Origin of the sequence: Mycetohabitans endofungorum, from assembly GCF_002927045.1 — a bacterium.
Classification (GTDB): domain Bacteria; phylum Pseudomonadota; class Gammaproteobacteria; order Burkholderiales; family Burkholderiaceae; genus Mycetohabitans; species Mycetohabitans endofungorum.
On sequence record NZ_PRDW01000001.1, the window covers coordinates 327333 to 353641 of the forward strand.

The window sequence follows — 26309 nt, forward strand, 5'->3', positions numbered from 1 at the left end:
TTGCCTCTCCAGCTCAGCGTCAGACCATGTTCGTTCCGCATGCTATTCACAACGCGTCATCCGAGTCGTGCGCCGCGCGCGCGGCGCCAGCCAATTCGACTCCGGAAACCGGGGAATTCGAGACAGCTGACCATCCGCGCCGTTTCGGCGGCGTAGCACGATTGTACGGCGCAGCCGCGCTGCAGGCATTCGAGCGCTGTCATGTCGCAGTCGTGGGCATCGGCGGGGTCGGCTCGTGGGTGGCCGAAGCGCTAGCGCGCAGTGCAATCGGGCGCTTGACGCTGATCGACCTGGACCACGTCGCGGAAAGCAACACGAATCGCCAGATCCATGCGTTGAACGGCAACTATGGCAAGCCGAAGGTCGGCGCAATGGCTGAGCGGATCGCGGCAATCCATCCGCAATGCGTAGTCACGCAGGTCGAGGATTTTGTCGAAGCCGACAACCTGGACGCGCGGCTGGGCGTCGGGTACGACTTCATCGTCGATGCCATCGATAGCGTACGCACCAAGACGGCGCTGATCGCATGGTGCGTCCGGCACCGGGTGCCGCTGGTGACGGTGGGCGGCGCGGGTGGGCAACTCGATCCGACGCGTATTCGCATCGACGATTTGGCCCGCACCATTCAGGATCCGCTGTTATCCAAGGTGCGGGCACAGTTGCGCAAACACCACGGATTTCCGCGCGCGCCGAAGGCCAAGTTCAACGTTCCGGCAGTCTACTCCGATGAGCCGTTGATCTATCCGCAGGCGGCTGCTTGCGACCTGGACGGCGAGAAGGCAGCGCACGCTACCACGCCGGACACCGGCGCGGCGCCGATCGGGCTCAACTGCGCGGGCTTCGGCTCGAGCGTGTGCGTGACTGGCGGCTTCGGCTTTGCCGCGGCAGCTTACGTGCTGCGCGCGCTGGCCTCGCGCCAGCCGGATGCGGCGCGCGGCTGCTCAGAATAGCGCGCTGCTCAACTTGCGGCGCCACTCCGAGACCAGGTGCGGCTGCCCTGACGCGAGATCGAATACCGACAGCATCGTCTTGCGGCCGATGTCGTCACGGAACGAACGGTCGCGCTTGACGATCTCCAGCAACTGCTCGAGCGCGCCGGCATAGTGACGTGCGGCAATCCATTGGCTGGCAAGATCAAAGCGTGCTTCCAGATCCCCCGGATCGTTCGCGATGCGCGCTTCCAGTGCGCTCGTATCGGGCAACTCGGTGGCCACCGCGGCTGCGTCCAGCCGGGTCTTCAGCGCGTTGTAGCGCGCGTCGATGCCCTGCGTGGTCCGCGGCGACAGAAATTCGGCCTCGGCCCGCGCGTCATCGAAGCGATCGTCGTCGAGCAGCCACTCGATCAGGTCCAGGCGCGCCTCGTCAAATCCCGGATCGAGTGCCAGCGCCGTGCGCAACCGGCCCAGCGCTTCGTCGGTGCGGCCCTGGGCATGCAGTGCGTGCGCGGCGCGGCGCTCGGTTTCAGCGGCGTCGGGCACCAACTGGTCGATGAAGCGGCGCAATTGTCCTTCCGGCAGCACGCCGACGAACTGGTCCACTGGCCGGCCGTCGACGAACGCGATGACGTGCGGAATGCTGCGAATGCCAAAATGCTGTGACAGCTGCGGATTTTCGTCCGAGTTGACTTTCGCGAGCTTGAAGCGTCCACCATACTCGCGCTCGATTTTCTCCAACAGCGGGCCGAGGACCTTGCACGGGCCGCACCAGGGTGCCCAGAAGTCAACCAGTACCGGCACGTTTCTCGATGCGGCGATCACGTCCTGCTCGAAAGTCTCAAGCGTCGTGTCCATCATGTTCCTCGCAAAAAAGAAATGGGCTGTCCGACTGACAGATGAGGTCTAGCCCACGTAATTCAACGGTCCGGCAGCGGAACCCATTCGATCTTGCTGGACACCTTGCCCATCGTCTGCTGCCGCCACGCCTGCCGCGCGCTTTCGGATAAACGGACACCGATTGTAACGTCGCCGTGTGCGCGGCGCCGCACAGGGCGTTACAACTGCTTACTTTTCGCCGTCAACGGTGTCGTTGGCCATCGCGTTTTTGTAGCCAAGCGCGACTGTTTCGCGTGTTCGGAAAAGGAGTCTGACATGAGCAAGCTGCTGATCGCATTGACCGCCGGTCTATTTGCCGCTTCCGCGGCATTCGCGCAAGGCGCGGCATCGACGCCCGCGGCGGCGTCCGCGCCTGCCGCGACAGTGTCCGCGCCGGCGGCCGCCAGCGGCGTAAAGGCCAAAAAGCACCATGCACGCCACTATCGCGGTGCAAAGGCGAAGAGCGCTGAGCAACAAAAGGCGGTGCGCAACGCCGACAGTAGCGGTACCGGTTCGAAGTAACCGGTCCGGGCGCGACCGCGGGGGCGGTCGCTTTCGATACGTCGCGCGCCGCGAGCGCGGCATCATGGTGTTTCGCACAGCCTCTCCCGTATCGGCGGGCGAGGCTTTTTTGATCGGCGCGGCGTGTTGCCGATCCTGTCGCCTGCTCCATAAGCTCGATAGGCGGGTTATCCTGATGGCTATTCGCGTGGCTCAGGCAAGGCCGCCGCGCGGCACACACACCACAATAATCCGCCAAGGAGTGCCCGATGTCGCCAAAGGACCTGCTGCTCGCGTTCGTCGTGATCGCGGTATGGGGCGTCAATTTTGTCGTCATCAAGGTCGGGCTGCAGGGCGTGCCGCCGATGCTGCTCGGTGCGCTGCGTTTCCTGCTGGCGGCTTTTCCCGCCGTGTTCTTCGTCAGGCGGCCAACCGTGCCGTGGCCGCTTTTTCTGGCTTATGGCGCGACCATCGCATTTGGCCAGTTAGCGTTGCTGTTCATGGCCATGTACGTCGGGATGCCTGCCGGACTAGCGTCGCTGGTGCTGCAATCGCAGGCGTTCTTCACACTGGTGTTCGCTGCGCTGCTGCTCGGTGAGCATTGGCGAGCGCACAACCTGCTCGCGCTGGCGATTGCGGCGATTGGGTTGGCAATCATTGGCATACAGGGTGGTCATGCCATGACGGTTGCCGGCTTTGTACTTACGCTGCTCGCGGCATCGATGTGGGCGCTGGGCAATGTCGTGATGCGCAGAATCGGCAAGGTCGACTTGTTGGGACTGGTAGTCTGGTCCAGCCTGATCCCGCCATTGCCCTTCCTCGCACTGTCCTTTTGGTTCGAGGGGCCGGCGCAGATCTGGGCGTCGGTTGGCCAGATCTCGGCTGCGTCGGTGTTCGCGGTAGCCTACCTGGCATTCGTCGCCACGTTGCTCGGCTACAGCTTGTGGGGTTGCTTGTTGACGCGCTATCCGGCCGCGCAGGTCGCGCCGTTTTCGCTGTTGGTGCCGATCGTCGGGCTGAGCACCGCGGCGCTGTGGCTCGGCGAGGCGCTCACCCTGCCGCAATGGCTCGGTGCGGTGCTGGTGATGGGCGGCTTGCTGGTGAACGTGTTCGGCCGTTGGCTGAGCGATCGGCTGGCGCGCGTACGCCGAGCTTGAGCATGGCGGCGCCAACCCGGCGCGGCTTGTGCAACGACGCGCGCCCACCGCATGCAACCCGTTACGCGGATTTGCCCCAACTGTCGCGCAGGCTAACGATCCGGTTGAACACCGGCTGGCCGGGCACCGAATCGACCCGGTCCGCGACGAAATAGCCGTGCCGCTCGAACTGAGCCCGGTCCTCGGGCAGGAACTGTTGTGCGCCCGGCTCCAGGTAGGCGGTTACCACGCGCTTGGCATCCGGGTTCAGCGCCTCGAGGAAGTCGCGACCGCCGGCATCCGGCTGCGGCTCCTTGAACAGCCGGTCGTACAGGCGCACCTCGGCGCGGTACGCATGCGCGGCGCTGACCCAGTGGATGTTGCCCTTGACCTTATAATGGTTCGAACCCTCGGTCCCTGACTTGCTGTCCGTGAAATAGTGGCAATGCACCGCAACGATGTTGCCGTGATCATCCTTGTCCACGCCCGTGCATTCGACGACGAAACCGTAGCGCAGCCGCACGCGATTGCCCGGGAACAGCCGGAAATAGCCCTTTGGTGGGTTTTCGTTGAAGTCCTCGCGCTCGATCCACAGCTCCCGCGAGAACGGAAAGGTCCGCGTGCCGCGCTCCGGGTGATGTGGATGCACCGGTGCGCTGCATATTTCTTCGCTATCCTGCGGATAGTTGTCCACGATAAGCTTGAGCGGATCGAGTACGGCGATCGCGCGAGGTGCCCTCTCGTCCAGATCCTCGCGCAGCGCCGCCTCGAGCAGTCCGAAATCGATCCACGAGTTAACCTTGGTTAGCCCAGTGCGCTCGCACATCAGCCGGATACTCTCCGGTGTGAAGCCTCGACGGCGCAACCCGACGATTGTCGGCATGCGCGGATCGTCCCAGCCGTCCACGTGCTTGCCCTCGACCAGTTGCAGCAGCTTGCGTTTGCTCGTGATCACGTACGTTAGGTTGAGCCGCGAAAACTCGATTTGCTGCGGTAGCGGACGCGTGAAGACGCCGGCATCGGCCAGCTCCGCGAGAAACCAATCGTACAGCGGCCGGTGATCCTCGAACTCGAGCGTGCACAGCGAATGCGTGATGTTCTCCAGCGCATCGCAGATGCAGTGCGTGTAATCGTACATCGGATACACGCACCATGCGTCGCCGGTGCGATAGTGATGGGCGAAGCGGATTCGGTAGATGACCGGGTCGCGCATGTTGATGTTCGGCGACGCCATGTCGATCTTGGCGCGCAACACATGCGCGCCTTCGGCGAATTCGCCCGCCTTCATCCGGCGAAACAGCGCCAGGTTTTCCTCCGGCGTGCGGTCGCGATACGGCGACGGCGTGCCCGGCTCGATCAGTGTGCCGCGCGTGGCGCGCATCTGCTCTGCGCTCTGGCTGTCCACGTAGGCCTTACCGCGCTGGATCAGCAGCTCGGCGAACGCGTACAGCTTGTCATAGTAGTCGCTGGCGAAGTACAGGTGCTCGCGACCGTCCTTCTGCCAATCGAAGCCGAGCCACCGGACCGCGTCGATGATCGAGTTCACATACTCGACATCTTCCTTTTCCGGGTTCGTATCGTCAAAGCGCAGGTGGCAAACGCCGCCGTAGTCGCGCGCGATGCCGAAATTCACGCAGATGCTCTTGGCGTGACCGATGTGCAGGTAGCCGTTCGGCTCCGGCGGGAAGCGTGTCTCGACCCGTTGGCCCCACTTCCCGGACCGGTTGTCGTCGTCGATGATGTTGCGAATGAAGTTCGACGCGACGGCCGATTCGGCCGATGCGTTCGTTGGCGCGCCCGGACCGCCGCCCGGCGGCGCGCCAGCAGGGGCGGCAGGGTGTTGGCCGGGCTGGGCGCCCGATCTTGCGTCGTTGCGTTTGATATTCATGAGCGGGCAGGGTGGGCCGGCCCGTGCTCGGGCCGGACGATGTTCATGACATTGCATTTTACCCGACGTGACGGCGCGGCGCGGGCCGTGCAGCGCGATCACGCTGGGGGCTGCCGCGACCGCAACACCTGTAACAGCGCGTAAAACCGATTGCCACCCTGCGCCTCGGTCTCTTAGGATCCCTGCGCTCGCGCATGCGCGCGGATCCGGTCATAAGGAGAAGAAATGAACGTGAAGGCGTCGACGCTCGCAAAGGTGGTGGTCCTGGTATCGCTCGTTCCGGCATTGTCCGCGTGCGGGTCGTTGTCGCGTTCGGAAAAACACGCGGCGATTGGTGCGGCGGCCGGGGGCGCGCTTGGTTATGTGCTAACCGGTGGGCCGCTGGGCACGGTGGTGGGCGCGGCCGCCGGCGGCCTGGTCGGCGCGGGCCATTGAGGCGTGATCCTGGGTGATAAAAACGTAGTCCTCACTGGCGTGCTTTTTCACGTATTGCGCCGCGCCGGTCGGCAGTGCAAAATTAATTTCTATATTAAATAAATCAAGAACGAACTACAGCTTGAGCACGATCAGCAACGTCAGCGGATAGAGCCTGGCAAAGCCCTCGCGACGGCAGCGCGTGGCGTTCGCGCCTATTTCGGCGAGCGCGATCGCGAGCACGGCGCAACTCGACGACTGCAGCGCGCCAAGGGTATCGTGCAACAGTGCCAGCCCAAGCGCGAAGCCGAACAACAGCGAGCCGGCACTCGACGAGAATGCCGACATGCGGCGCTCCAGGTGGTGCAGCGCGGCGTCGAGCCGCCGCGCGGCGCCGTGCGGCATGAACGCGAGCACGAGCGCGCCGCAACACTGGAGCGTGCAGGCAAGCGCCATCGCGGCAAAGGCAAGGTAGAGGAACGATACCGGCAATGCAAGCTTATCGATTGTGTACGGGCGCCCGCACCACTGCAGCGTGAGCACGGCGGCCAGGCCCAGCGCGCCGAACAGCGGCAGGTCGTGCCGCAGGCCGGTCCACAGCTTGAACCATGTGTTAGGTGCGCACTTCATGTCAGATGACCCGTTGCTCGCGTAATGCGGCGAGTGTGGCCGCGTTGTAGCCGAGCCATTCGGCCAACACTTCATCGGTATGCTGGCCGAGGGTCGGCGGCGCGAGGCGGGCTTGCGGCGGTGTCGCGCGCATCTTTACCGGGTTGGCCACCAGCATCGCGGTACCGTCGCTCGGGTGCGGCAAGCCGACGCGTAATCCTTGTGCGATGCCTGGCGGATCGTCGAATACTTGTTGAAGGTCGTTGATCGGCCCGCATGGCACGCCGGCACTCTCCAGCGCAACGCGCGTCAGGTCCAACACGCGCAGGTGAGTCAGGGCGCCCATAAACCGAACATGTCTCCTTGCAAGTGCAACGGTTGCAGCGATTATACGGGGGCGGGCTGGTACGCCCATCCCGTATAATCAATCGTTTAAACGGACGCGTCCGTGTCCGGATTCACCCGATGCGCTGGCGCGCCAGCGACAGACTACTCGAAGCACGCTATGAAAGCCGCTGAAATCCGCGAGAAGTTCCTAAAGTTCTTCGAATCGAAGGGCCATACGATCGTTCGCTCGTCGAGCCTGGTGCCCGCCAACGATCCGACGCTGCTGTTCACCAACTCCGGCATGGTGCAGTTTAAAGACGTGTTTTTGGGCACCGAGACGCGGCCGTACTCGCGGGCCACGACCGCACAGCGCAGCGTGCGGGCCGGCGGCAAGCACAATGACCTGGAGAACGTCGGCTATACCGCCCGGCACCATACGTTCTTCGAGATGCTGGGCAACTTCTCGTTCGGCGACTACTTCAAGCGTGACGCGATTCACTATGCGTGGGAGCTGCTCACGCGCGTTTACCAGTTGCCGCCAGAGAAACTGACCGTGACCGTCTACCACGAGGACGACGAGGCGTACGACATCTGGGCCAACGAAATCGGCGTGCCGCTCGAGCGAATCATCCGCATCGGTGACAACAAGGGTGCGCGCTATGCCTCGGACAATTTTTGGCAAATGGCCGATACCGGTCCCTGTGGCCCGTGCTCGGAGATCTTCTATGATCACGGCCCGCAGGTGTGGGGCGGGCCGCCCGGATCGGCCGACGAGGATGGCGACCGCTTCATCGAGATCTGGAACCTCGTGTTCATGCAATTCAACCGCGATGCGCAAGGCAACCTGACGCCGTTGCCCAAGCAGTGTGTCGATACCGGCATGGGCCTGGAGCGGCTCGCCGCGGTATTGCAGCACGTGCACAGCAACTACGAGATCGATCTGTTCCAACGGCTGATTGCCGCGGCGGCTCGCGAAACCGGCGTGTCGGATCTCGCGCACAACTCGCTGAAGGTGATCGCCGACCATATCCGCGCGTGCGGCTTCATGATCGTTGACGGTGTGATCCCGGGCAATGAGGGGCGCGGCTACGTGCTGCGCCGCATCGTGCGCCGCGCGATCCGCCACGGCTACAAGCTTGGCCGCAAGCGCCCGTTCTTTCATCGGCTAGTCGAGGATCTGGTCGGCGAGATGGGGGCCGCGTATCCGGAACTGAAAGCGGCGCAGCAGCGCGTGACCGACGTACTGCGCCAGGAAGAGGAACGTTTCTTTGAGACGATCGAGCACGGGATGTCGATCCTGGACGCCGCGTTGTCCGAGCTTGCGGCGCGCGGTGCGAAAGTGCTCGACGGTGAACTTGCATTCAAGCTGCACGATACGTATGGCTTCCCGCTGGACCTGACAGCGGACGTGTGCCGTGAGCGGGGCATCGGCGTCGATGAGGTGGCGTTCGACGAAGCGATGGCGCGCCAGCGCGAGCAGGCGCGTGCGGCGGGCAAGTTCCGGATGGCCCAGGCGCTCGACTACACGGGCGGCAAGACGACATTCCACGGCTACGACAAGCACGTGTTCGACGATGCCAAGGTCGTCGCGGTGTATGCCGACGGCACGGCGGTGCCGTCGCTGCGGGCGGGCCAGCAGGGCGTGGTCGTGCTTGACCAGACGCCTTTCTATGCGGAGTCGGGCGGCCAGGTCGGCGACCAGGGGGCGATCGGCAATGCGACGGTGCGCTTTGCGGTGTCCGACACGTTGAAGGTCCAGGCCAACGTGGTCGGCCACCACGGTACCCTCGAGCAGGGCGAGCTGAAGGTCGGCGATGTCGTCAGCGCCCGCATCGATGCCGAGCGGCGCGCCCGCACCGCGCGCAATCACTCGGCGACGCACCTGATGCACAAGGCACTGCGCGAGGTGCTGGGTCCGCATGTGCAGCAAAAGGGCTCGCTTGTCGATCCAGATAAGACCCGTTTCGATTTCTCGCACAATGCGCCGCTCAGCGACGACGAGATTCGTCGCATCGAGGCGTTAGTCAACGCCGAGGTGTTGGCCAATACGCCGGGCATCGCGCGGGTGATGCCGTTCGACGATGCGGTCAAGTCGGGCGCGATGGCGCTGTTCGGCGAAAAGTATGGCGACGAGGTTCGCGTGCTCGACCTGGGTTTCTCGCGAGAGTTGTGCGGCGGCACGCATGTGCAGCGCACTGGCGACATCGGTTTGTTCAAGATCGTGTTCGAAGCAGGGGTGGCGGCCGGCATCCGTCGTGTCGAGGCGATCACCGGTGACAATGCGCTGCGCTATGTGCAGGACCTGGAGGCGACGCTGGCCGGCGCTGCCGCGGCATTGAAAGTCCAGCCGGCGGAACTGGCGCCGCGCATCGCGCAGGTGCAGGACCAGCTTAAGGCGCTGGAAAAGGAGCTCGCGCAACTTAAATCGAAGGTCGCGTCGAGCCAAGGCGACGAACTGGTGAGCCAGGCGGTCGACGTGGCGGGCGTGCGCGTGCTGGCGGCCCAACTCGAAGGCGCCGATGTGAAGACGCTGCGTGAAACGGTTGACAAGCTGAAGGACAAGCTCAAGCATGCCGCGATCGTGCTGGCGAGCGTTGACGGCGGCAAGATCAGCCTGATCGCTGGCGTGACGACCGACGCGAGCCAAAAAATCAAGGCCGGCGAGTTGGTCAACTTCGTTGCGCAGCAGGTCGGCGGCAAGGGCGGCGGTCGTGCGGACATGGCGCAGGCGGGCGGCACCGAGCCATCGAAGCTGCCGGCGGCGCTCTCCGGCGTCAAGGAATGGGTCCAGGCGAAATTGTAAGCACGCCGCGGAAATAACCACCGTGTCGCGGCGGCGGTGCGAAAGATCGACAACGCAGCAAGATCCATTGTTCTTTTGTGAAGATGTGAAATATCTGGATAGTTCATTTTTGAGGTAGTGCGATACTGCTACGCTCGGATCGTCTCATTGGTTTTCTTACGGGGAGTGTTGCCGTGTCCTTGTCCCATCCCGACCAGACTTCACCGTCTGCCGAATCCACGCCCGCTTCATCGGCTGTCGAATCCACGCACGCTCCGTGCGCCGGGGCAGCCATGCCGGGCCCGCCGCCGTCCCGAGAGCCGGACTCGCGCGTGGGCGGGCACCGGGTGCGGCCGTTGGCGCAGGCCCCAGCGGACACCGCGCCGGCATGGACGGCATTGGCCTGCGCGATGGCCCTCGCGGTGGCGCTCGGCGTCGGACGGTTCGCGTTCACGCCGCTGCTGCCGGTGATGCTGCATGACGGGCTGATCGACATCGCCGGCGGCGGCTGGCTCGCGTCGTTCAACTACGCTGGCTATTTCGTGGGCGCGGTGACGTGTGCGGCGCTGCGCGCGGACCCCGCGCGGATGATACGCGGCGGGCTCGTCGCTACGGTCGTGCTGACCGCAGCGATGGGCCTGACCGATGCGTTCTGGGCGTGGGCGGCGCTGCGCGCGATGGCGGGCGTGATCAGCGCATGGACGGTCGTGTTCGCATCGCAATGGGGCTTGCGGCAGCTGGCCCGTACCGGTGCCGCGTGCTGGAGCGGGGTGATCTATACCGGGCCGGGTGTCGGGATCCTGATCACCGGGCTGGCAACCCCTGTCGTGACGCACGACGGCGCGGCGACCGGCTGGCTGAGCTTTGCCTTGCTGTCGGCGGCGCTGTCCGCGCTCGTATGGCGGCGATTCACGGCCGAGCGCCCAACGGGCGACGGCCGGAAGGGGGCCGCGTCCCATGGATCCGCGGCGTCCCAACTCGTGCCACCGTCACCGTCCATGCGCATCGCGCGTGCCGACGCGTATTGGTTGTGCGGGCTCTATAGCTTGGCCGGATTCGGCTACATCATGACCGCGACGTTCCTGCCGGTCATCGCGCGGCAGGCGCTGCCCGCCGGCTCGCCATGGCCCGATCTGTTCTGGCCGGTGTTCGGGGCGGCGATCATTCCGGGCGCGCTGCTGGGCGCACGGCTGCCGGCACACTGGGACAACCGGCTGTCGCTGGCGATCTGCTACGTGATGCAGGCCGTGGGCATCGGGCTTGGCATCGCATTACCGACGCTCGCGGGTTTCGCACTCGGTAGTCTGCTGGTCGGGCTGCCGTTCACGGCGATCACGCTGTTTGCGATGCGCGAGGCGCGCCGCCTGCACGGCGAAAGGGCCGCTGGACTGATGGGCTATGCGACCGCCGCCTATGGCCTCGGGCAGATCGCTGGGCCGCTGGTGGCCGCGCCGATCGCTGCGCGCACAGGATCGTTCTCGCCCGCACTCGGGCTCGCGCTAGCGGCGCTGTTGCTCGGCGCGGCCCTGTTGGTGGCGGTGGCCCGCGCGGCAGGGGCGCGCGAGCGCTAACCGGCCACGCGCCCACCGGCCCGTCGCACCGTTGGCCCGTTGCGTCGTTGGCCTGTTGCATCGTCGGCGTGCGGCAGACGATGCACGGCGTGGCCAGGCGGCGCCTCAAAGCCGATACAATAGGCGGCTCTTTCGCGCATTTCAAACAATGATGGGATCGACACCCGTAGGTGAGCTGGGCAGCGACTACCGGTATTGTCTGCGCTGTCGGTATTGTCCGCGCTGTCGCGCCGAACTGATTGACCGACCCGTTGCGCGCGGTGCTCGAACCGCTGGTTCGATAGCGGGGCGGCGGACGCGATACGTCGAATGCCCGCGGATTTAACGATGCAATCGTTCGTTGTCGTATTGCTCAATGGCCTGAGCTATGGGTTGCTGTTGTTCCTGTTGTGTGCCGGGCTGACACTTGTGTTTAGCTTGATGGGCGTGATGAACTTTGCGCATGCGAGTTTCTACATGCTCGGTGCCTACATTGGCTACACGGTCGCGTACTACGGTGGCTTTGCCGCCGCGTTGATCCTCGCGCCGGCCGCGGTGGCCGGCCTGGCTGCCGCTTTCGAGCTTGGCGTGCTGCGCCGCGTGTACCGTCACGGGCCACTTGCCCAGTTGTTGGCGACCTTCGGCCTGGCTTATCTGATTGCCGAGTTTGTGCAATTGGGATGGGGCCGCTCGCCGTTGCCTGCCGTTGTGCCGCAGTGGCTCGATGGCGCACTGGTGAATTGGCATGCGGTGGCATTCTCTCGTCTTCGCGCGTTCATGATGGCGATTTCCGCTGGCGTGCTCGGCCTCTGTGCGCTGCTGCTGCGGTATTCTCGCCTCGGCCTGGTGATCGCGGCCGCGCGCACGCATCCGCATGCCGTGCAGACGCTGGGCCATGACGTCGCTCGTGTGCAGACTCAGGTGTTCGCGTGCGGCGCGGCGCTTGCCGCGGTGGCCGGCGTGCTCGGCGGCGTGGCATTCGTCACGGATACGTCGATGGCCGAAACGCTGGGTTCGATCGTGTTTGTGATCGTCGTGGCCGGTGGAATGGGCTCGTTGGCTGGCGCATTCGCCGCGTCATTATTGTTCGGCATCGTGCAGACGCTGCTTGTCGGACTCGACATACGGCTCGGCGCACTGCTCCATTGGGTGTTGCCGATGGTGGACGATACCGGCGCATGGAACCGTATCACGTTAGCACAGCTCGCGCCAGTGACGCCCTTTGTGTTGCTGATCATCGTGTTGGCGTTGCGTCCGGGCGGGCTGGTGCGTGGTCATGCGGAGCTGGACACATGATGGTGCATCGCGAGACCCCGCGTGGCGTGTGGACCGACCGCAATGTGCGGCGGCCGCCGTGGGGTGGGCTGATATTGGCGACCGTGCTCACCGCGCTGCCGCTGCTGCCACTGGCGCACGGCGAACCGAGCGGCGCGGCGCTGGCGCTCGCGTCTCAGGCGGCCGTGCTGATCGTATTCGCGCTGTCGTACGATTTGTTGCTCGGTCAAACCGGCCTGCTGTCGTTTGGCCACGCGATGTATTACGGCATCGGCGCGTTAGCGGCGGCGCGTGCGGCCAACGCGTGGGCCTTGTCCGCGCCGTGGCTGCCAGTTGTCGGCGGCGCAGGTGCGGCGCTTGTTGCAGTCCCGGCCGGGTGGCTCAGTGTGCGCCGGGGCGGCGTGACCTTCGCGATGGTGACGCTGGGGCTCGGCGAACTGGTCGCGACTGCCGCGAGCACCGTGCCGGAATGGTTTGGCGGCGTGGGTGGCGTGATGATCGACCGCGGAGCCGTCCCGGGCTGGCTCGATATTGATTTCGGTTCGACGCGCACGGCCTACGGCTTGGTAGTCGCGGTCGCCCTGGCCTCGTGCATGCTGATCGCCTGGTTATTGCGCACGCCGCTCGTGCGGGTGGCCAATGCGGTGCGCGACAATCCGCGACGGGCGGCATTCGTCGGCGTAGATCCATCGCGCGTGAGGTGGGCGATGACCGTCATCGCCGCGTTTTTTGCCGGCGTCGCCGGCGCGCTGTCGGTGGTGACCTTTGAGATCGCTACCGCGGACAATGCGAGCGTTGCAACATGCGCGACTGCGTTGATCGCCGTGGTGATCGGCGGCACCGGCACGTTTGCTGGTCCTGTACTGGGTGCCGTGGTTTATGTGTCGATCGCGAACGGCTTGGCGTCGATCACCCGCGCGTGGCCGATGTACGTTGGCCTCTTTTTTCTGTTCGTCGTGGTGCTCGCGCCCGGCGGGCTGGTCGGTGCATGGTTGCATCGCCGGATGTCGCCATCGCTGGCAGACAGCCGGCGTGCGCGATGCGCGCTACCGTGGTTCAGCGGGCGACGCATCGGATACGCGCTGGCCGTGCTCGGTATGCTGGCCGGCAGTATCGCTGTGATTCAGTCTGTTTATGCATGGCGATTCGACGATACCGGCGCGGATATCATCAGTCCGCGCTGGCATGCGGTCAATGGGTGGGGCATAGCGGTGGCCGGTGTGGTATTGATGGCGGTGTCGTCGTTCGCGCTGCGTGCCACGGTGCCGCGTTCGTCGCGCCGGGTTGCGGCGGGCTTGCGTTCGACCTCTGCTTCTGCGGCAGCCATGGCTTCGGCTCATGCTTCTTTGGCACCTATGGCTTCAACCCATGCTTCTGCGGCAGCCACGGGGCCAGCCGTATCCGAAGTCACCGCGCCAGTCATCGTCGCAGGCGCTGCCGTCAGTGCGCAGGGGCAAGCAGCCGGTACGGCGAAACAAGCGAAACCAGTCTATCCCGTGCCGGCGATACGGCCGGGACACGTGCCGAGCAGCCCGGCGCTCGATGTGACGCTGGACGACGTCCATGTCAGCTATCGCGCGACACCCGTGCTGCGCGGCGTGCGGCTGCATGTGCGGGCCGGCGAGATCCATGCGTTGATCGGCCCGAATGGCGCAGGCAAGTCAACGGTATTCAACGTGCTCAGCGGCGTCACGCAGGTCGATCGGGGCACCGTGCTCCTCGAAGATAGGGCGATCCGGCGGTTGGCGGCGCATCGGATCGCCCGCCTCGGCGTCGCGCGGGGCTTGCAGACCCCCAGCTTGTTCGCGCAATTGTCGGTACTGGATAATGTGTGCTGTGCGATGCTTTGCCCGCGTGGTGCGCCGCTTTATCGCTGGCTGCAGCCTGCTGCATGGCGCGGTCTGCGTAAGCGCGCCCTCGACTGGCTACAGGTGGTGGGCATGGGCGATGAGGCTAGCGCCCGTGCCGCGCAACTGAGCTATGCCCGACAACGCGCGCTTGAGTTGGCCATGGCCACGGCCAGTGGTGCGCGACTGCTGTTGCTGGACGAGCCGACTGCCGGCATGAGCCGGGCAGAGGCCATCGAGGCGCTCGCCTTGATCCGCCGGATGGCGGCCGGACGCACGGTCCTGCTGATTGAGCACGACATGGACATAGTGTTCGATCTTGCCGATCGGATTTCGGTGCTGGTCGATGGCGTAGTCATTGCCACCGGTACGCCGGCGCAGATCCGCGCCAATCCGGGCGTGCGCGAGGCCTACCTAGGCCCCGCGCGTGCGCTATGAGGCTTGACGTGCGCCACCTGGAGGCCGGATACCAGGGCGTGCGGGTCATCCAGCACGTATCAATGCACGTGGATGGCGGAGAGATCGTCGCCCTGTTCGGCCGCAATGGCGTGGGCCGTTCGACGCTGGCCAAGGCCATCGTCGGCCTGGTTGAGCGGCGCGGTTCGGTCGAACTCGATGGCATGCAGATCGGCACGCTGCGCACCGTGGACATCGCCCGCGCCGGCGTCGGCTATGTTGCCGAGACCCGCGATGTGTTCCCGACGTTGAGCGTCGCGCAGAATTTGCTGCTCGGCCTGCCGCGACGCGCACGGGGTCCGGCGGTGTTCGAGCCGCTGTACGAGTTGTTTCCTCGCTTGCGTGTCCGTGCCGACGTGAAGGCGGGCGTGCTCTCCGGTGGGGAGCAGCAGATGTTGGCCATTGCCCGTGCATGGGCTGCGCAGCCCCGTGTGTTGATCATCGACGAGCCGACCGAGGGCCTCGCGCCGCGTGTTGTCGATGAGCTTGGCGTTGCACTGGCGACGCTGGCTGCGCGCGGCACTGCGATTGTGCTGATCGAGCAGCGTGCCGCGATGGCGTTAGAGCTGGCGCGACGCGTCTACGTGATGGGACGCGGCCCGTCGGGCTTTGGCGAAATCGTCTTCGCCGGTGAGCGCAGCGAGTTCGAGACGACGCCGGCGATTGCTCGGCAATGGCTGTCGGTGTAGCGCCGCGCGAGTCGCAACGGCGGCATGGCATGATAGAGCTGTAGCCTGGTCAGCATGTCGGCGATGTAGGCTGCCAGCGCGGTTTCCCGCTACAATTCGTAGGCGGTGCGGACCCGCATCGCGTTTGAGTCAACGGTAGGGATTCGATGGAAGTCCACAAGGAAGTCGACGCGCGGGGGCTGAATTGCCCATTGCCGATCTTGCGCGCGAAGAAAGCATTGGCCGACATGCAGAGCGGCCAGATCCTGAAAGTGCTGGCGACGGATCCCGGCTCGCAGCGGGATTTCGCCGCGTTTGCGAAGCAGACCGGCAACGAACTGGTCGAAACCAGCACCGGCGCCGACAAGACATTCGTATTCCTGATGCGTCGGCGTTGAGCAAACGCGCTGCAAGCTGCGGCGCCGTGTCGCGGCGTTAGCCTTCGAGTACCGGCGAACGGGTGCGCAGGTATTCGGCGAACTCGTCGCGAACCTCCGGGTGCTGCAGCGCGAACTCGACGGTTGCCTTCAGGTAGCCGAGCTTGCTGCCGCAGTCAAAGCGCGTGCCGTGGTACTTGTACGCGAGCACCTGCTCGTCGCCGAGCAGTGACTGGATCGCATCGGTCAATTGCAATTCACCGCCCGCGCCTGGCTTCAGTGCACGCAAGTGACTGAAGATGCGCGGCTTGAGCACATAGCGGCCGACCACGCCAAAATTGGATGGCGCGACCTCCGGGGCCGGTTTCTCGACGATGCCCGACATCTTGACGATGTTGTCTTCCCATTCCTTGCCGTCGACGATGCCGTACGACTTCGTTTCTTCGTGCGGCACTTCCTCGATGCCGATCACCGAGCTGTGGTAGTGATCGAACACTTCGATCATCTGCTGCATCACGGGCGGGCGACCGTACAGCAGATCGTCGGCGAGGATGACCGCGAACGGGTTGTCGCCGACGAGCTTTTCCGCGCACAGCACCGCATGCCCGAGTCCGAGCGCCTCGGGCTGGCGAACGTAGAAGCAGTCAACGTGGCTGGGCTTGATCCCGCGCACCAACTCGAGCAACTTGTCCTTGCCGCGAGCCTCGAGTTCTGATTCGATCTCATACGACTTGTCAAAGTGATCCTCGATCGCGCGCTTGCTGCGGCCCGTCACGAAAATCATTTCGGTGATCCCCGCGGCAATCGCCTCCTCAACCGCATACTGAATCAGCGGCTTGTCGACCACTGGAAGCATTTCTTTCGGGCTCGCCTTGGTGGCCGGGAGGAACCGTGTGCCAAGACCTGCCACGGGAAACACTGCCTTAGTAACTTTGAGCATCTTCGATTACCCTGTTCGTTTCCGGTTGTACTACGTTAGCCCGATATGGGGAAAATGGATAGCGCGACAAAAATTATTGCCCCGCTATAGCCGATAACCCTGCACTTTATGCCGGAAGCCGCCCGAGTTGGGTGGTCAACTTTGCCAACATCGACTCAAAATCTGCCAATCTTTTGCGCTCCTGGTCGACGACGGCGGCCGGCGCGCGGGCCACAAAACGCTCGTTTTGCAGCTTCGCATTGCATTTGGCCAGTTCACCGCCGATGCGGCTGATTTCGCGGGTCAGCCGCTCACGTTCGGCAGCAACGTCAATCTCGACCTTCAGTACCAGCTTGTTCGAGCCGACAAGGGCAACAGGCGCGCCATGCGCCTGTTGGTCGAGCGCGGCTTCGTCTGCGAGCACCTGGACTTCCGACAACCGCGCAAGCGCTTGGGCGTAGGGTGCGAATTCGCGCAGGCGTGTGGCATCGCCGGCCGCCACCAGCGGCACGCGGGTGGCGGGCGACAGGTTCATCTCGCCGCGCAAATTACGACATGCATCGACTACTGCCTTCAGTTCGGCAACCCACTGTTCTGCCTGCTCGTCGATCTTCGACGGCGTGCTGCGCGGATAGGGCTGCATCATCACGGAGGCGTCGCCGGCTGCGGTTCCGGCCGGATACCGACCCGCCAGCGGCGCGACTTTCTGCCACAACGCTTCAGTAATGAACGGCATCAGCGGGTGCGCGAGCCGCAGGATTGTCTCGAGCACCCTGAGCAGCGTACGCCGCGTGCTGCGCTGCTGCGCTGGCGTGCCGGTCTGCAACTGAACCTTGGCCAATTCGACGTACCAGTCGCAATACTCATCCCAGACGAACTTGTAGATCGCGCTTGCAATGTTGTCGAAGCGGTAGTCGGCAAAGCCCTTCTCGACGTCGGCCTCGACTCGTTGCAACAGCGACACGAGCCACCGGTCGGCGGGCGAGAAGTCGAGCGTGCCGTGCGGCCCGCAATCGCCTTGGCACGGCACGATACCGCAATCATGCCCTTCGCAATTCATCAGCACGAAGCGCGTGGCGTTCCACAATTTGTTGCAGAAGTTGCGATAGCCCTCGCAGCGCGCCAGATCAAAGTTTACGTTGCGCCCGAGCGTGGCCATCGACGCCATCGTGAAGCGCAGCGCGTCGGTGCCGTAGGCGGGAATCCCGTTCGGGAACGCCTTGCGCGTCTTTTGCTCGATCGATGCCGCCTGCTTCGGGTTCATCAATCCGGTCACGCGCTTAGCGACGAGTGTCTCCAGGTCGATGCCGTCGACGATGTCGATCGGATCGAGCGTGTTGCCGCGGCTCTTGGACATCTTCTGGCCTTCGGCATCGCGCACCAGGCCGTGCACATACACAGTGTGGAACGGTACCTTGCCGGTGAAATGGGTGGTCATCATCACCATTCGGGCGACCCAAAAGAAGATGATGTCGAAGCCCGTCACCAGCACCGATGATGGCAGGAAGTGCTCGAGTTCCAGCGTCGATTGCGGCCATCCAAGCGACGAGAATGGCACGAGCGCGGACGAGAACCACGTGTCGAGCACGTCCTCGTCGCGCTTGAGCGCGCCGTTATAGCCCTGCGCGCGGGCCTGTGCTAGGGCGTCGGCCTCGCTATGCGCGACGAACACCCGGCTATCGTCCGTATACCAGGCGGGAATCTGGTGGCCCCACCAGAGTTGGCGCGAGATGCACCAGTCCTGGATATTCTCCAGCCACTGGTAGTACGTGGTGGTCCAGTTCTCCGGCACGAACTTGATCTGGCCGTGGCGCACCACGTCCAGCGACGTTTGCGCGATCGATTTGCCCGGATGCAACGTGCCTTCGGGCGCCGGCCGGCTCATCGCGACAAACCACTGATCGGTGAGCATTGGCTCGATGATTGATTGCGTGCGATCACCACGCGGCACGACCAACCGGTGCGGTTTGACCGACTCGAGCAAGCCGAGCGCGTCCAGGTCCGAGACGATGCGCTCGCGCGCGTCGAAACGGTCCAGCCCGCGGTAGGCGGCCGGTGCGTTGTCGTTAATCTTCGCATCGAGCGTGAGCACAACGATCTGTGGCAATCCGTGGCGTTGCCCGACCTGGTAGTCGTTGAAATCGTGAGCTGGTGTAACCTTGACCACGCCGGTGCCGAACTCGCGTTCCACATAGTCGTCCGCGATCACCGGGATCTCGCGTCCGACCAGCGGTAGTGTGACGGTCTTGCCGATCAGCGCCGCGTAACGCTCGTCCTGCGGATGGACCATGACCGCGACGTCGCCGAGCATCGTCTCGGGCCGTGTGGTCGCCACGGTCAAGTGGCCTGAGCCGTCAGTGAGCGGATAGCGGATGTGCCACAGCTTGCCGTCCTCCTCCTCGCTGACTACCTCCAGGTCCGATACCGCGGTCCTCAGCTTCGGATCCCAGTTCACAAGCCGTTTGCCGCGGTAGATCAGCCCTTGCTGGTAGAGGCGCACGAACACGTCGGTGACGACGCGGGACATGCGCTCATCCATCGTGAAATACTCGCGCGACCAGTCGGTGGACGCGCCGAGCCGCCGGATTTGCCGCGTGATCGTGGAGCCCGATTCCTGTTTCCATTGCCAGACGCGCTCGACGAAGCGCTCCCGCCCCAGTTCGTGCCGTGATTGCTTTTGCGCGTCGAGTTGACGCTCCACGACGATTTGCGTGGCGATGCCCGCATGGTCCGTGCCGGGCACCCACAACGTGTTCTCGCCGCGCATCCGGTGGTAGCGCGCCAATCCATCCATGATGGTCTGGTTGAACGCGTGGCCCATGTGCAGCGTGCCGGTCACGTTCGGCGGTGGCAGCTGAATCGCGAAGTCGGGCCGCTGTGGGTCTAAGATTGCCTTCGCGTAGCCACGCTTTTCCCATTCTGGGCCCCAATACGCCTCGATCGTCGAAGGCTCAAAACTTTTTGCAAGCGTGGTATCGCTGTCGCTCATTGTCGAAATCTGCCGGAAAGACGGTGAAAATGCGGTGGAATAAATCGTCATAGTCAATTATAAGGGAGCCGGTGATGCGCCAGCGCCGGTTGCGCCGTCGCACGCCGCGGCACCTGCTGCTGTGGGGCTGCATGCCGTGCGCGTTCCCCGCGTGCCGGGCCGACTGCGGCCGTATAATGGCAAGCTTGTTGTGACCAAGGCCGCTCATGTCTGATTTGCTTGCCAAACTGAATCCCGAACAATATGCAGCGGTGACGCTGCCGAACGAACCGGCCCTGATTCTTGCCGGCGCGGGTAGCGGCAAGACGCGCGTGCTCATTACTCGCATTGCATGGTTGATCTCGCGCGGCGAGGCGAGCTCCGCCGGCATCCTGGCCGTCACCTTCACGAACAAAGCAGCGCGCGAGATGCTGACCCGCCTGGACGCGATGCTGCCGATCAATACGCGCGGCATGTGGATCGGCACGTTCCACGGATTGTGCAACCGGATGCTGCGCGCTCATTACCGCGATGCCGGGTTGCCGCAGGCCTTCCAGATCTTGGACACGGCAGACCAGTTGTCAGCGATCAAGCGGCTGATGAAGGGCCTGAACGTCGACGACGAGAAATATCCGGCAAAGAGTCTGCAGTACTTCATCAACAACGCGAAGGAGCAAGGTTTGAGGCCTGAGCAGGTCGATGCAAGCGACAATTTCAATCGCAAATGCGTCGAGCTGTATGCCGCCTACGAGCAACAATGCCAACGCGAGGGGGTCGTCGATTTTGCGGAATTGTTGCTGCGCTGCCATGAGCTGCTGCAACGCAACCCGCCGCTACGGGCACACTACCAGGCCCGTTTCCGGCATATCCTGGTCGACGAGTTTCAGGACACCAACAAGCTGCAGTATGCGTGGCTGAAGCTGCTGGCCGGCGGGCACAATGCGATATTCGCGGTCGGCGACGACGACCAGTCGATTTACGCGTTCCGCGGCGCCAATGTGGGCAATATGCTCGATTTCGAGCGCGAGTTCAACGTCCGGCACCTGATCAAGCTCGAGCAGAACTATCGTTCACACGGCAATATTCTCGATGCCGCTAATGCGCTGATCGCGCACAATTCGAAACGGCTCGGCAAGAACCTGCGTACCGATGCCGGCCACGGTGAGCCGGTGCGGGTCTATGAGGCGACGACCGATTCGCAGGAGGCCGGCTGGATCGTCGAGGAAATCCGCGCCCTGATTGACACGGGCCTGTCGCGCGACGAGATCGCGGTGCTGTATCGCAGCAACGCGCAGTCGCGCGTGGTTGAGCACACGCTGGTCAATGCCGGGATCGCGTACCGGGTCTACGGTGGGCTGCGCTTTTTCGAGCGCCAAGAAGTCAAACATGCGCTCGCGTACCTGCGGCTGATCGACAATCCGAGCGATGACACCGCGTTTGCGCGGGTGGTCAATTTTCCGACCCGTGGCATTGGCGCACGTTCACTCGAGCAACTGGCCGATGCCGCGCGGCTGTACAACTGCTCGATGGCACAGGCGATTCCCTACGTGACCGGCAAGGCCGGCCAGGCGCTTGGCGGGTTTCTCGCGTTGATTGAGCGGATGCGTGGCGAGACCCGTGCGATGAGCTTGCCGGAGACGGTCGAGGCGGTGATTCGGCTCAGCGGGCTGGAGCAATTCTATGCCAATGAGCGTGAAGGTCAGGAGCGCATCGAGAACTTGCAGGAACTGGTCAACGCGGCCAGCGCGTTCGTGTCCGAGGAGGGCTATGGCCTCGATACGCCGGCGCGCTCGATCCCGCTCACGCCGGGCGCGGGCCGCGCTGCCGCGCTGCGTGGGCCGGACGATGATGGCGAGCAGGCCGTGCTGGAGGCGCCGCGCATCGACGCGCCGGCGCAGAATCCCGAGCAGATGACGCCGCTTGCCGGCTTCCTGTCGCATGCGTCGCTTGAGGCGGGCGACAATCAGGCGCAGGCCGGCGAGCACGCGGTGCAATTGATGACGGTGCATGCCGCCAAGGGGCTCGAATTTGCCGCCGTGTTCATTACCGGACTCGAGGAAGGCCTGTTCCCGCATGAGAACAGCGTGACGGAACAGGATGGGCTCGAGGAAGAGCGGCGCCTGATGTACGTTGCAATCACGCGTGCCAAGGAGCGGCTCTATCTGTCGTTCGCTCAAAGCCGGATGCTGCACGGCCAGACGCGCTACAACGTGCGCTCGCGTTTCTTTGACGAATTGCCGGCCGAGGTGTTGAAGTGGCTCACGCCCAAGCTGGAGCCCGGCTCACGCTGGGGCCAGCGTGCCGGTTTCGGCGACAACGCTGGATGGGGCCGCGATTGGTTCGGCCGCAGCGGCCGGCGCGACGACGCGCCGTATGGCAATGCGCGCTTTGACGACGGGGCGCCGGCGCCGGCGTTCGCGGACCAACAGCGCGCCGCGCAAAGCGGCTTCCGGATCGGCCAATCCGTCTTCCACGCGAAATTCGGCGAGGGCACGATTACCGCGCTGGAGGGGGGCGGCACGGACGCGAAGGCGCAGGTCGCATTTAAGCGGCACGGTACCAAATGGCTTGCACTCGCGGTCGCGAAACTGCAGTCGGTGTGACGAACCGGCAGCGGTGGGTACGACGGATCGCCAGCGGTGGGTATCATGAATCGCCAGCGGCGGTCGAACGGCGCCGTTGCACGGTCGCGCGACAGCGCTGCGATGGGCGCTGCTGCGAATGTCGCGACGGCTTATGCGGTAGGCGGCGGGCCGGCGTGCTGCTCGACGCTGAAGCAGCCGCGATAGGTCGCGTAGAACGAGCAGTAGATCATCGTCCACAGGATCACGCTGACTGGCAACAGCGCGGTCAATGCGCCGCTCGTCAGGCCGAATACGCTCAGCACGAAACCGAGCACCAGCGACACGCCCATCACGACCGCGAACCACGTGGCTAGGTAGACGAGGAACGCGCCGCGGTTGCGCCAGCAGGCCACGAAGCTGAAGAACATCGCCTTGACCGGCGGCACGCGATGCCAGGCGGTCAGCAGTGGCGCGAACCAAAACAGCATCATCGTCGGCACGTAGATGACGAAGCCGAGCGCGATACTGGAAAGGAACAGGCCACTGGAGGCGACGTCGTCATCCGGCTTCGCCTCGCTGACGACGGTTTTCAGCAGCGAGCCGCCGTCGATCAGCGACGTCAAGAACAGGCCCGCGGTGACTAGCACGAGGTAAATCAGCCCGAGTTGCAACAGCTGCCGCGCGACGCCGCCGCCATGTGCGCGGAAGCCGGTAAACAGCGTGAGCGGCAACACGTGCTTGCCGGCGATCACGTCGCGGCATGCGCTCATGAACCCGACGGACAAACCCGGTACGAGCATCAGCCACAGCGCGGAGCCGACCACCGGCACATGCGCGACAAGCATCATCGAGAACAAATAGGTAAAGAAAATCGCCAGGAAGCTCAGCGGGTTCTTGCGGAATAGCCAGATACCTTGGCGGAACCAGACATAACCGGATTTCGTGGGTGCCTCGATCAGTCGCATAGCAGAGGGGTCAAAGCCACGGCAACGCGTCGGCGCCGATGCGCTCGCGCAACACACGCTCGAAATGAGCGGGGGCGTGCGGCTTGAGCAGGTGAGCGTCGCGTGGCAAGTAAAAGTCATAGAGCCGGGACAACCAGAAGCGCAACGCACCGGCTCGCAGCATGTCGCGCCAATGTTGCGTCTCGGCAGGGGTGAACGGTCGCACGGTGTGGTACGCGCGCAGCAACGCCTGGGTTCGAGCCTGATCCAGGCGACCGGTGTCCAGGTCGACACACCAGTCGTTGACGGTCACGGCGACATCGAACAGCCACTTGTCGCAGCCGGCGAAATAGAAGTCGAAGAAGCCGCCGAGCGTATCACGCCCGTCGCGCAACGCGAACAGTACGTTGTCGCGGAATAGGTCGCAGTGGCATGGCCCGCCGGGCAGCGCTGCATAGTCAAGCGACGCGAAGAACGCCTGCTGATACGCTAATTCGCTGACCAGCAGCTGGTGCTGCGCATCGTTCACGTAGGGCAACACCGCTGGAACATTATCTTGCCACCAGGACAGGCCGCGCAAATTTGGCTGGTGCATCGAGAAATCTCGTCCAGCAACGTGCATCCGCGCCAGCATGTGTCCGACTTCGGTGCAATGCATAACCTGTGGCGCCAGCCGCGGCGAGCCGTCCAGCCGCGTCACGATCGCGGCGGGCTTGTCCATCAGCATGCCGAACAACGCGCCGTCGTCGCGGCGCATCGGGTCGGGCACCGGCACGTGATGCGCCGCTAGATGCCGCATCAATTCTAGGTAGAACGGCAACTCGTGTGCGGCAAGCTTCTCGAAGATCGTCAGCACGTACTCGCCAGTGGTTGTCGTCAAGAAAAAATTGCTGTTTTCGATTCCGGACGCAATGCCGCGGAAATCGATGATCTCGCCTATCGCGTAGTGCTGAACCCAGGCGGCGAGCCGGGCTTCGGGAACGGCGGTGAAAACGGCCATGCAGACGTCGTTGGACAGGTTCGAAGGCTGCCGCCAGCGGGGCGCGGCAGGGGTCCGCGTGCGGCCAGCATAGCATGCCGGCCACCGAGGCGGTCAGTACTTGAGTTGCAAGGACGGCAGCCGCGTAGACGGCTTGCCGCTCTCGTGCACTTGCGGCGAGACATCCGGCGAGGCGCTCATCTGGTAGCGCGTGCCGAAGTTCGAATGGACCTGGATTTCGACCGGTTTGCTACGATCGCGATATTCGGTGATCGATGTGCCGTTCGGACTCTTTTCGTAGAAGCTCGGTATGCGGGGCGCGTTGAATTCTACTGTCGAATGCGCGACGCCGGCCGGCCGGTTGATTGCCTTCAGATTCGGCAAGCCGACGGCCTCGTTCACATCCTGCGACGCGGCGGTGGCCGGCGTTGCCGCGGCGTCCGGTTGTGGCGCGCTCGCCGCAGTGACCATCGTGGCGGCCAGCGCCAGGGTGGCCGCCACCAGCATGGTCGCGAACCGGGTCGCGCCGCGAGGGGTTGCGCCAAGCGCAGTGTGGAACGGCTTCATGACAGTTCTCCGAGACGGTAAAGCGATTTTATCAAACCAGCGTGCGCCATAGGCGCCAGCGTGACGCCGTTGCCGTGTTTTTTTCGCGCCCCGCAGCGCAGCCATGTTCCGTGATAATGTGGATTGCACCGATCGGCACGGCCCTGTGCGCTCCCGCACCCAGGCCGTCGCGCTTGCTCCGAGGAAATCGAATAATGAATGTGATTAACGCGTCCGCCACGTTTTGCACCGAAGCCTTCGACGATCCCGCCGCGGCCGTCGAGCGGCTGTCCGCCATTTATGATGCCAGCAGTGCATCGCTGCGCGATGCATTCGAACGGTATCGGCGCGGTGAGCGCATCGAGGCGCGTATACGCGCCTGTTATCCGTTCGTGCGGATTCGCATGGACGTCAATACGCATATCGATTCGCGTCACTCGTATGGCTTCGTCGCGGGCCCCGGCATCTATGAAACCACGGTGACCCGGCCGGACTTGTTCGCCGACTACTATCGCGAACAACTGGGACTGCTCGTGAAGAACCATAAGGCGTCGATCGAGATCGGGGTGTCGCGGCAGCCCATTCCGATCCACTTTGCGTTTGCGGAAGGCATCCACTTGGAAGGCGAGCTGGACGTGGACCGCTTGCGGCAGATGCGCGACGTCTTTGACACGCCGGATTTGTCGCTGCTGGACGACCGCATTGTCAACGGCACGTACGAGACGCCGCCTGGCGAGCCGCATCCGCTGGCCCTGTTCACCGCGGCGCGAGTGGACTTCTCGCTGCACCGGCTGCGGCACTATACGGCGACGTCGCCGACGCACTTCCAGAACTACGTGCTATACACGAACTACCAGTTCTACATCGACCAGTTCGTCAAGCTTGGCCGTTCGTTGATGGCGCGCGCCGACGATGCGCTCGAGCGCGCGTATCGCAGCGAATACGTCGCGTTCGTTGAGCCCGGCGACGTGATCACATACAACGCGAACCTGGGCGAGCAGCCGGAACAGGGGCTACCGGTGGCGCGCATGCCGCAGATGCCCGCGTACCACTTGAAGCGTGCCGACGGCAGCGGCATCACGATGATTAATATCGGCGTGGGGCCGTCCAATGCGAAGACGATCACCGATCACGTTGCGGTGCTGCGCCCGCACGCGTGGATCATGCTCGGGCACTGCGCCGGTTTGCGCAATACGCAGCGGCTGGGGGACTACGTGCTCGCGCACGGCTATGTGCGCGAGGACCACGTGCTCGACGACGACTTGCCGCTGTGGGTGCCGGTGCCCGCGTTGGCCGAGGTGCAGGTGGCGCTGGAGCGGGCCGTCGCGCAGGTCACACGGCTCGATGGTGCCGAGCTTAAGCGCGTGATGCGCACCGGCACGGTCGCCACCACCGACAATCGCAACTGGGAACTGCGCGATCATCGCGAACCGGTGCTGCGGCTGTCGCAGAGCCGGGCGATCGCACTCGACATGGAGAGCGCGACGATCGCGGCGAACGGTTTTCGCTTCCGTGTGCCGTACGGCACGTTGCTGTGTGTATCCGATAAGCCGCTACACGGTGAACTGAAGTTGCCGGGCATGGCGGACCGGTTCTACCGTGCGCAGGTGGACCAGCACCTGCAGATTGGTGTGAAGACGATGGAGCTGCTGCGTACCAACGGACTGGACCGGCTGCACAGCCGCAAGCTGCGCAGCTTTGCTGAGGTGGCGTTTCAGTAGCAAAGCTTGATGAGGCGGGGAATTGGC

General features: G+C 64.1%; 21 protein-coding genes. 12 read left to right on the forward strand and 9 right to left on the reverse strand.

The window, feature by feature from the left end; genetic code table 11:
- Positions 1 to 26 precede the first annotated feature (26 nt).
- Positions 27 to 950 carry a tRNA cyclic N6-threonylcarbamoyladenosine(37) synthase TcdA gene (gene tcdA / locus B0O95_RS01595; RefSeq protein WP_199180400.1) on the forward strand — a complete coding sequence of 308 codons (924 nt, stop codon included), beginning with the start codon at positions 27 to 29 and terminating at the stop codon, positions 948 to 950.
- Here the strand turns inward: tcdA and trxA are convergent.
- Positions 942 to 1790, reverse strand: a complete 849-nt coding sequence (gene trxA / locus B0O95_RS01600; protein ID WP_104076359.1) for a thioredoxin — start codon at positions 1788 to 1790, stop codon at positions 942 to 944. The two genes, tcdA and trxA, sit on opposite strands and share 9 nt — an antisense overlap.
- 297 nt (positions 1791 to 2087) lie before the next feature.
- Here trxA and B0O95_RS01605 point away from each other — a divergent pair, with 297 nt between their 5' ends.
- Together B0O95_RS01605 and B0O95_RS01610 are read left to right on the forward strand one after the other, a co-directional pair.
- A complete protein-coding gene (locus tag B0O95_RS01605) occupies positions 2088 to 2333 on the forward strand; it encodes a hypothetical protein (protein ID WP_104076278.1) in 246 nt (81 codons plus the stop codon).
- Positions 2334 to 2581: 248 nt separating this feature from the next.
- The gene (locus B0O95_RS01610) at positions 2582 to 3469 is read left to right on the forward strand and encodes an EamA family transporter (protein WP_104076279.1); all 888 of its coding nucleotides are present in this window, start codon (positions 2582 to 2584) and stop codon (positions 3467 to 3469) included.
- 61 nt (positions 3470 to 3530) lie between these two features.
- Here B0O95_RS01610 and B0O95_RS01615 read toward each other — a convergent pair whose 3' ends face one another.
- The gene (locus tag B0O95_RS01615; protein WP_233203008.1) at positions 3531 to 5336 is read right to left on the reverse strand and encodes a glutamine--tRNA ligase/YqeY domain fusion protein; all 1806 of its coding nucleotides are present in this window, start codon (positions 5334 to 5336) and stop codon (positions 3531 to 3533) included.
- Positions 5337 to 5561: 225 nt separating this feature from the next.
- Between B0O95_RS01615 and B0O95_RS01620 the strand changes: the two genes are divergently transcribed.
- Complete coding sequence (locus B0O95_RS01620) at positions 5562 to 5771, forward strand: ornithine carbamoyltransferase (RefSeq protein ID WP_104076281.1); 210 nt, start codon at positions 5562 to 5564, stop codon at positions 5769 to 5771.
- A 114-nt stretch (positions 5772 to 5885) separates the two neighbouring features.
- Here B0O95_RS01620 and B0O95_RS01625 read toward each other — a convergent pair whose 3' ends face one another.
- Together B0O95_RS01625 and B0O95_RS01630 are read right to left on the reverse strand one after the other, a co-directional pair.
- Positions 5886 to 6380 carry a hypothetical protein gene (locus B0O95_RS01625; protein WP_104076282.1) on the reverse strand — a complete coding sequence of 165 codons (495 nt, stop codon included), beginning with the start codon at positions 6378 to 6380 and terminating at the stop codon, positions 5886 to 5888.
- 1 nt (position 6381) lies between these two features.
- Positions 6382 to 6705: a CoA transferase gene (locus B0O95_RS01630; RefSeq protein ID WP_233203009.1), complete on the reverse strand. Its 324-nt coding sequence runs from the start codon at positions 6703 to 6705 to the stop codon at positions 6382 to 6384.
- Between the two features lie 159 nt (positions 6706 to 6864).
- Between B0O95_RS01630 and alaS the strand changes: the two genes are divergently transcribed.
- From alaS to B0O95_RS01660, 6 genes are all read left to right on the forward strand, one after another.
- Positions 6865 to 9489: an alanine--tRNA ligase gene (gene alaS / locus B0O95_RS01635; protein WP_104076284.1), complete on the forward strand. Its 2625-nt coding sequence runs from the start codon at positions 6865 to 6867 to the stop codon at positions 9487 to 9489.
- 272 nt (positions 9490 to 9761) lie between these two features.
- Entirely contained in the window at positions 9762 to 11039 is a 1278-nt protein-coding gene (locus B0O95_RS01640; RefSeq protein ID WP_104076285.1) for a YbfB/YjiJ family MFS transporter, read from the forward strand.
- A gap of 327 nt (positions 11040 to 11366) precedes the next feature.
- Positions 11367 to 12314 (forward strand): branched-chain amino acid ABC transporter permease, encoded by a 948-nt coding sequence (locus B0O95_RS01645; RefSeq protein WP_104076286.1) that lies wholly within the window; start codon positions 11367 to 11369, stop codon positions 12312 to 12314.
- Entirely contained in the window at positions 12311 to 14578 is a 2268-nt protein-coding gene (locus tag B0O95_RS01650) for a branched-chain amino acid ABC transporter ATP-binding protein/permease (RefSeq protein WP_104076287.1), read from the forward strand. Before B0O95_RS01645 ends, B0O95_RS01650 begins: the two co-directional genes overlap by 4 nt.
- On the forward strand, positions 14575 to 15285 hold the full coding sequence (locus B0O95_RS01655; protein WP_104076288.1) for an ABC transporter ATP-binding protein: 711 nt from the start codon (positions 14575 to 14577) through the stop codon (positions 15283 to 15285). The genes B0O95_RS01650 and B0O95_RS01655 overlap by 4 nt, the downstream gene beginning before the upstream one ends.
- 146 nt (positions 15286 to 15431) lie before the next feature.
- Positions 15432 to 15662, forward strand: coding sequence for a sulfurtransferase TusA family protein (locus tag B0O95_RS01660; RefSeq protein ID WP_076785167.1), 231 nt, complete (start codon positions 15432 to 15434; stop codon positions 15660 to 15662).
- Positions 15663 to 15699: 37 nt separating this feature from the next.
- On the opposite strand, the gene galU is transcribed toward B0O95_RS01660, so the two are convergent.
- Together galU and B0O95_RS01670 are read right to left on the reverse strand one after the other, a co-directional pair.
- Complete coding sequence (gene galU, locus B0O95_RS01665) at positions 15700 to 16581, reverse strand: UTP--glucose-1-phosphate uridylyltransferase GalU (protein WP_104076289.1); 882 nt, start codon at positions 16579 to 16581, stop codon at positions 15700 to 15702.
- 106 nt (positions 16582 to 16687) lie between these two features.
- Positions 16688 to 19549 carry a valine--tRNA ligase gene (locus B0O95_RS01670; protein ID WP_104076290.1) on the reverse strand — a complete coding sequence of 954 codons (2862 nt, stop codon included), beginning with the start codon at positions 19547 to 19549 and terminating at the stop codon, positions 16688 to 16690.
- Between the two features lie 206 nt (positions 19550 to 19755).
- On the opposite strand from B0O95_RS01670, the gene B0O95_RS01675 reads away from it, so the two are divergent.
- Positions 19756 to 22131, forward strand: a complete 2376-nt coding sequence (locus tag B0O95_RS01675; protein WP_104076291.1) for a UvrD-helicase domain-containing protein — start codon at positions 19756 to 19758, stop codon at positions 22129 to 22131.
- 131 nt (positions 22132 to 22262) lie between these two features.
- Here B0O95_RS01675 and B0O95_RS01680 read toward each other — a convergent pair whose 3' ends face one another.
- The 3 genes from B0O95_RS01680 to B0O95_RS01690 all read right to left on the reverse strand — a co-directional run bounded on the left by B0O95_RS01680 (position 22263) and on the right by B0O95_RS01690 (position 24522).
- Positions 22263 to 23057 carry a BPSS1780 family membrane protein gene (locus B0O95_RS01680; RefSeq protein WP_104076292.1) on the reverse strand — a complete coding sequence of 265 codons (795 nt, stop codon included), beginning with the start codon at positions 23055 to 23057 and terminating at the stop codon, positions 22263 to 22265.
- Positions 23058 to 23067: 10 nt separating this feature from the next.
- Complete coding sequence (locus B0O95_RS01685; RefSeq protein ID WP_104076293.1) at positions 23068 to 24036, reverse strand: homoserine kinase; 969 nt, start codon at positions 24034 to 24036, stop codon at positions 23068 to 23070.
- Between the two features lie 93 nt (positions 24037 to 24129).
- Positions 24130 to 24522: a hypothetical protein gene (locus tag B0O95_RS01690; protein ID WP_104076361.1), complete on the reverse strand. Its 393-nt coding sequence runs from the start codon at positions 24520 to 24522 to the stop codon at positions 24130 to 24132.
- Between the two features lie 254 nt (positions 24523 to 24776).
- Between B0O95_RS01690 and B0O95_RS01695 the strand changes: the two genes are divergently transcribed.
- Positions 24777 to 26282 (forward strand): AMP nucleosidase, encoded by a 1506-nt coding sequence (locus B0O95_RS01695; protein ID WP_104076294.1) that lies wholly within the window; start codon positions 24777 to 24779, stop codon positions 26280 to 26282.
- Positions 26283 to 26309 lie beyond the last annotated feature (27 nt).

Excerpts from the sequence above, each read along its gene's own strand:
- B0O95_RS01615 (WP_233203008.1), bottom strand. The coding sequence starts at position 5,336 with ATGAATATCAAACGCAACGACGCAAGATCGGGCGCCCAGCCCGGCCAA.
- B0O95_RS01695 (WP_104076294.1), top strand. The coding sequence starts at position 24,777 with ATGAATGTGATTAACGCGTCCGCCACGTTTTGCACCGAAGCCTTCGAC.
- alaS (WP_104076284.1), top strand. The coding sequence starts at position 6,865 with ATGAAAGCCGCTGAAATCCGCGAGAAGTTCCTAAAGTTCTTCGAATCG.
- B0O95_RS01690 (WP_104076361.1), bottom strand. The coding sequence starts at position 24,522 with ATGCTGGTGGCGGCCACCCTGGCGCTGGCCGCCACGATGGTCACTGCG.
- B0O95_RS01625 (WP_104076282.1), bottom strand. The coding sequence starts at position 6,380 with ATGAAGTGCGCACCTAACACATGGTTCAAGCTGTGGACCGGCCTGCGG.
- B0O95_RS01645 (WP_104076286.1), top strand. The coding sequence starts at position 11,367 with ATGCAATCGTTCGTTGTCGTATTGCTCAATGGCCTGAGCTATGGGTTG.
- B0O95_RS01655 (WP_104076288.1), top strand. The coding sequence starts at position 14,575 with ATGAGGCTTGACGTGCGCCACCTGGAGGCCGGATACCAGGGCGTGCGG.
- B0O95_RS01640 (WP_104076285.1), top strand. The coding sequence starts at position 9,762 with ATGCCGGGCCCGCCGCCGTCCCGAGAGCCGGACTCGCGCGTGGGCGGG.
- tcdA (WP_199180400.1), top strand. The coding sequence starts at position 27 with ATGTTCGTTCCGCATGCTATTCACAACGCGTCATCCGAGTCGTGCGCC.
- trxA (WP_104076359.1), bottom strand. The coding sequence starts at position 1,790 with ATGGACACGACGCTTGAGACTTTCGAGCAGGACGTGATCGCCGCATCG.
- galU (WP_104076289.1), bottom strand. The coding sequence starts at position 16,581 with ATGCTCAAAGTTACTAAGGCAGTGTTTCCCGTGGCAGGTCTTGGCACA.
- B0O95_RS01610 (WP_104076279.1), top strand. The coding sequence starts at position 2,582 with ATGTCGCCAAAGGACCTGCTGCTCGCGTTCGTCGTGATCGCGGTATGG.
- B0O95_RS01630 (WP_233203009.1), bottom strand. The coding sequence starts at position 6,705 with ATGGGCGCCCTGACTCACCTGCGCGTGTTGGACCTGACGCGCGTTGCG.
- B0O95_RS01680 (WP_104076292.1), bottom strand. The coding sequence starts at position 23,057 with ATGCGACTGATCGAGGCACCCACGAAATCCGGTTATGTCTGGTTCCGC.
- B0O95_RS01660 (WP_076785167.1), top strand. The coding sequence starts at position 15,432 with ATGGAAGTCCACAAGGAAGTCGACGCGCGGGGGCTGAATTGCCCATTG.
- B0O95_RS01685 (WP_104076293.1), bottom strand. The coding sequence starts at position 24,036 with ATGGCCGTTTTCACCGCCGTTCCCGAAGCCCGGCTCGCCGCCTGGGTT.
- B0O95_RS01675 (WP_104076291.1), top strand. The coding sequence starts at position 19,756 with ATGTCTGATTTGCTTGCCAAACTGAATCCCGAACAATATGCAGCGGTG.
- B0O95_RS01650 (WP_104076287.1), top strand. The coding sequence starts at position 12,311 with ATGATGGTGCATCGCGAGACCCCGCGTGGCGTGTGGACCGACCGCAAT.
- B0O95_RS01620 (WP_104076281.1), top strand. The coding sequence starts at position 5,562 with ATGAACGTGAAGGCGTCGACGCTCGCAAAGGTGGTGGTCCTGGTATCG.
- B0O95_RS01605 (WP_104076278.1), top strand. The coding sequence starts at position 2,088 with ATGAGCAAGCTGCTGATCGCATTGACCGCCGGTCTATTTGCCGCTTCC.
- B0O95_RS01670 (WP_104076290.1), bottom strand. The coding sequence starts at position 19,549 with ATGAGCGACAGCGATACCACGCTTGCAAAAAGTTTTGAGCCTTCGACG.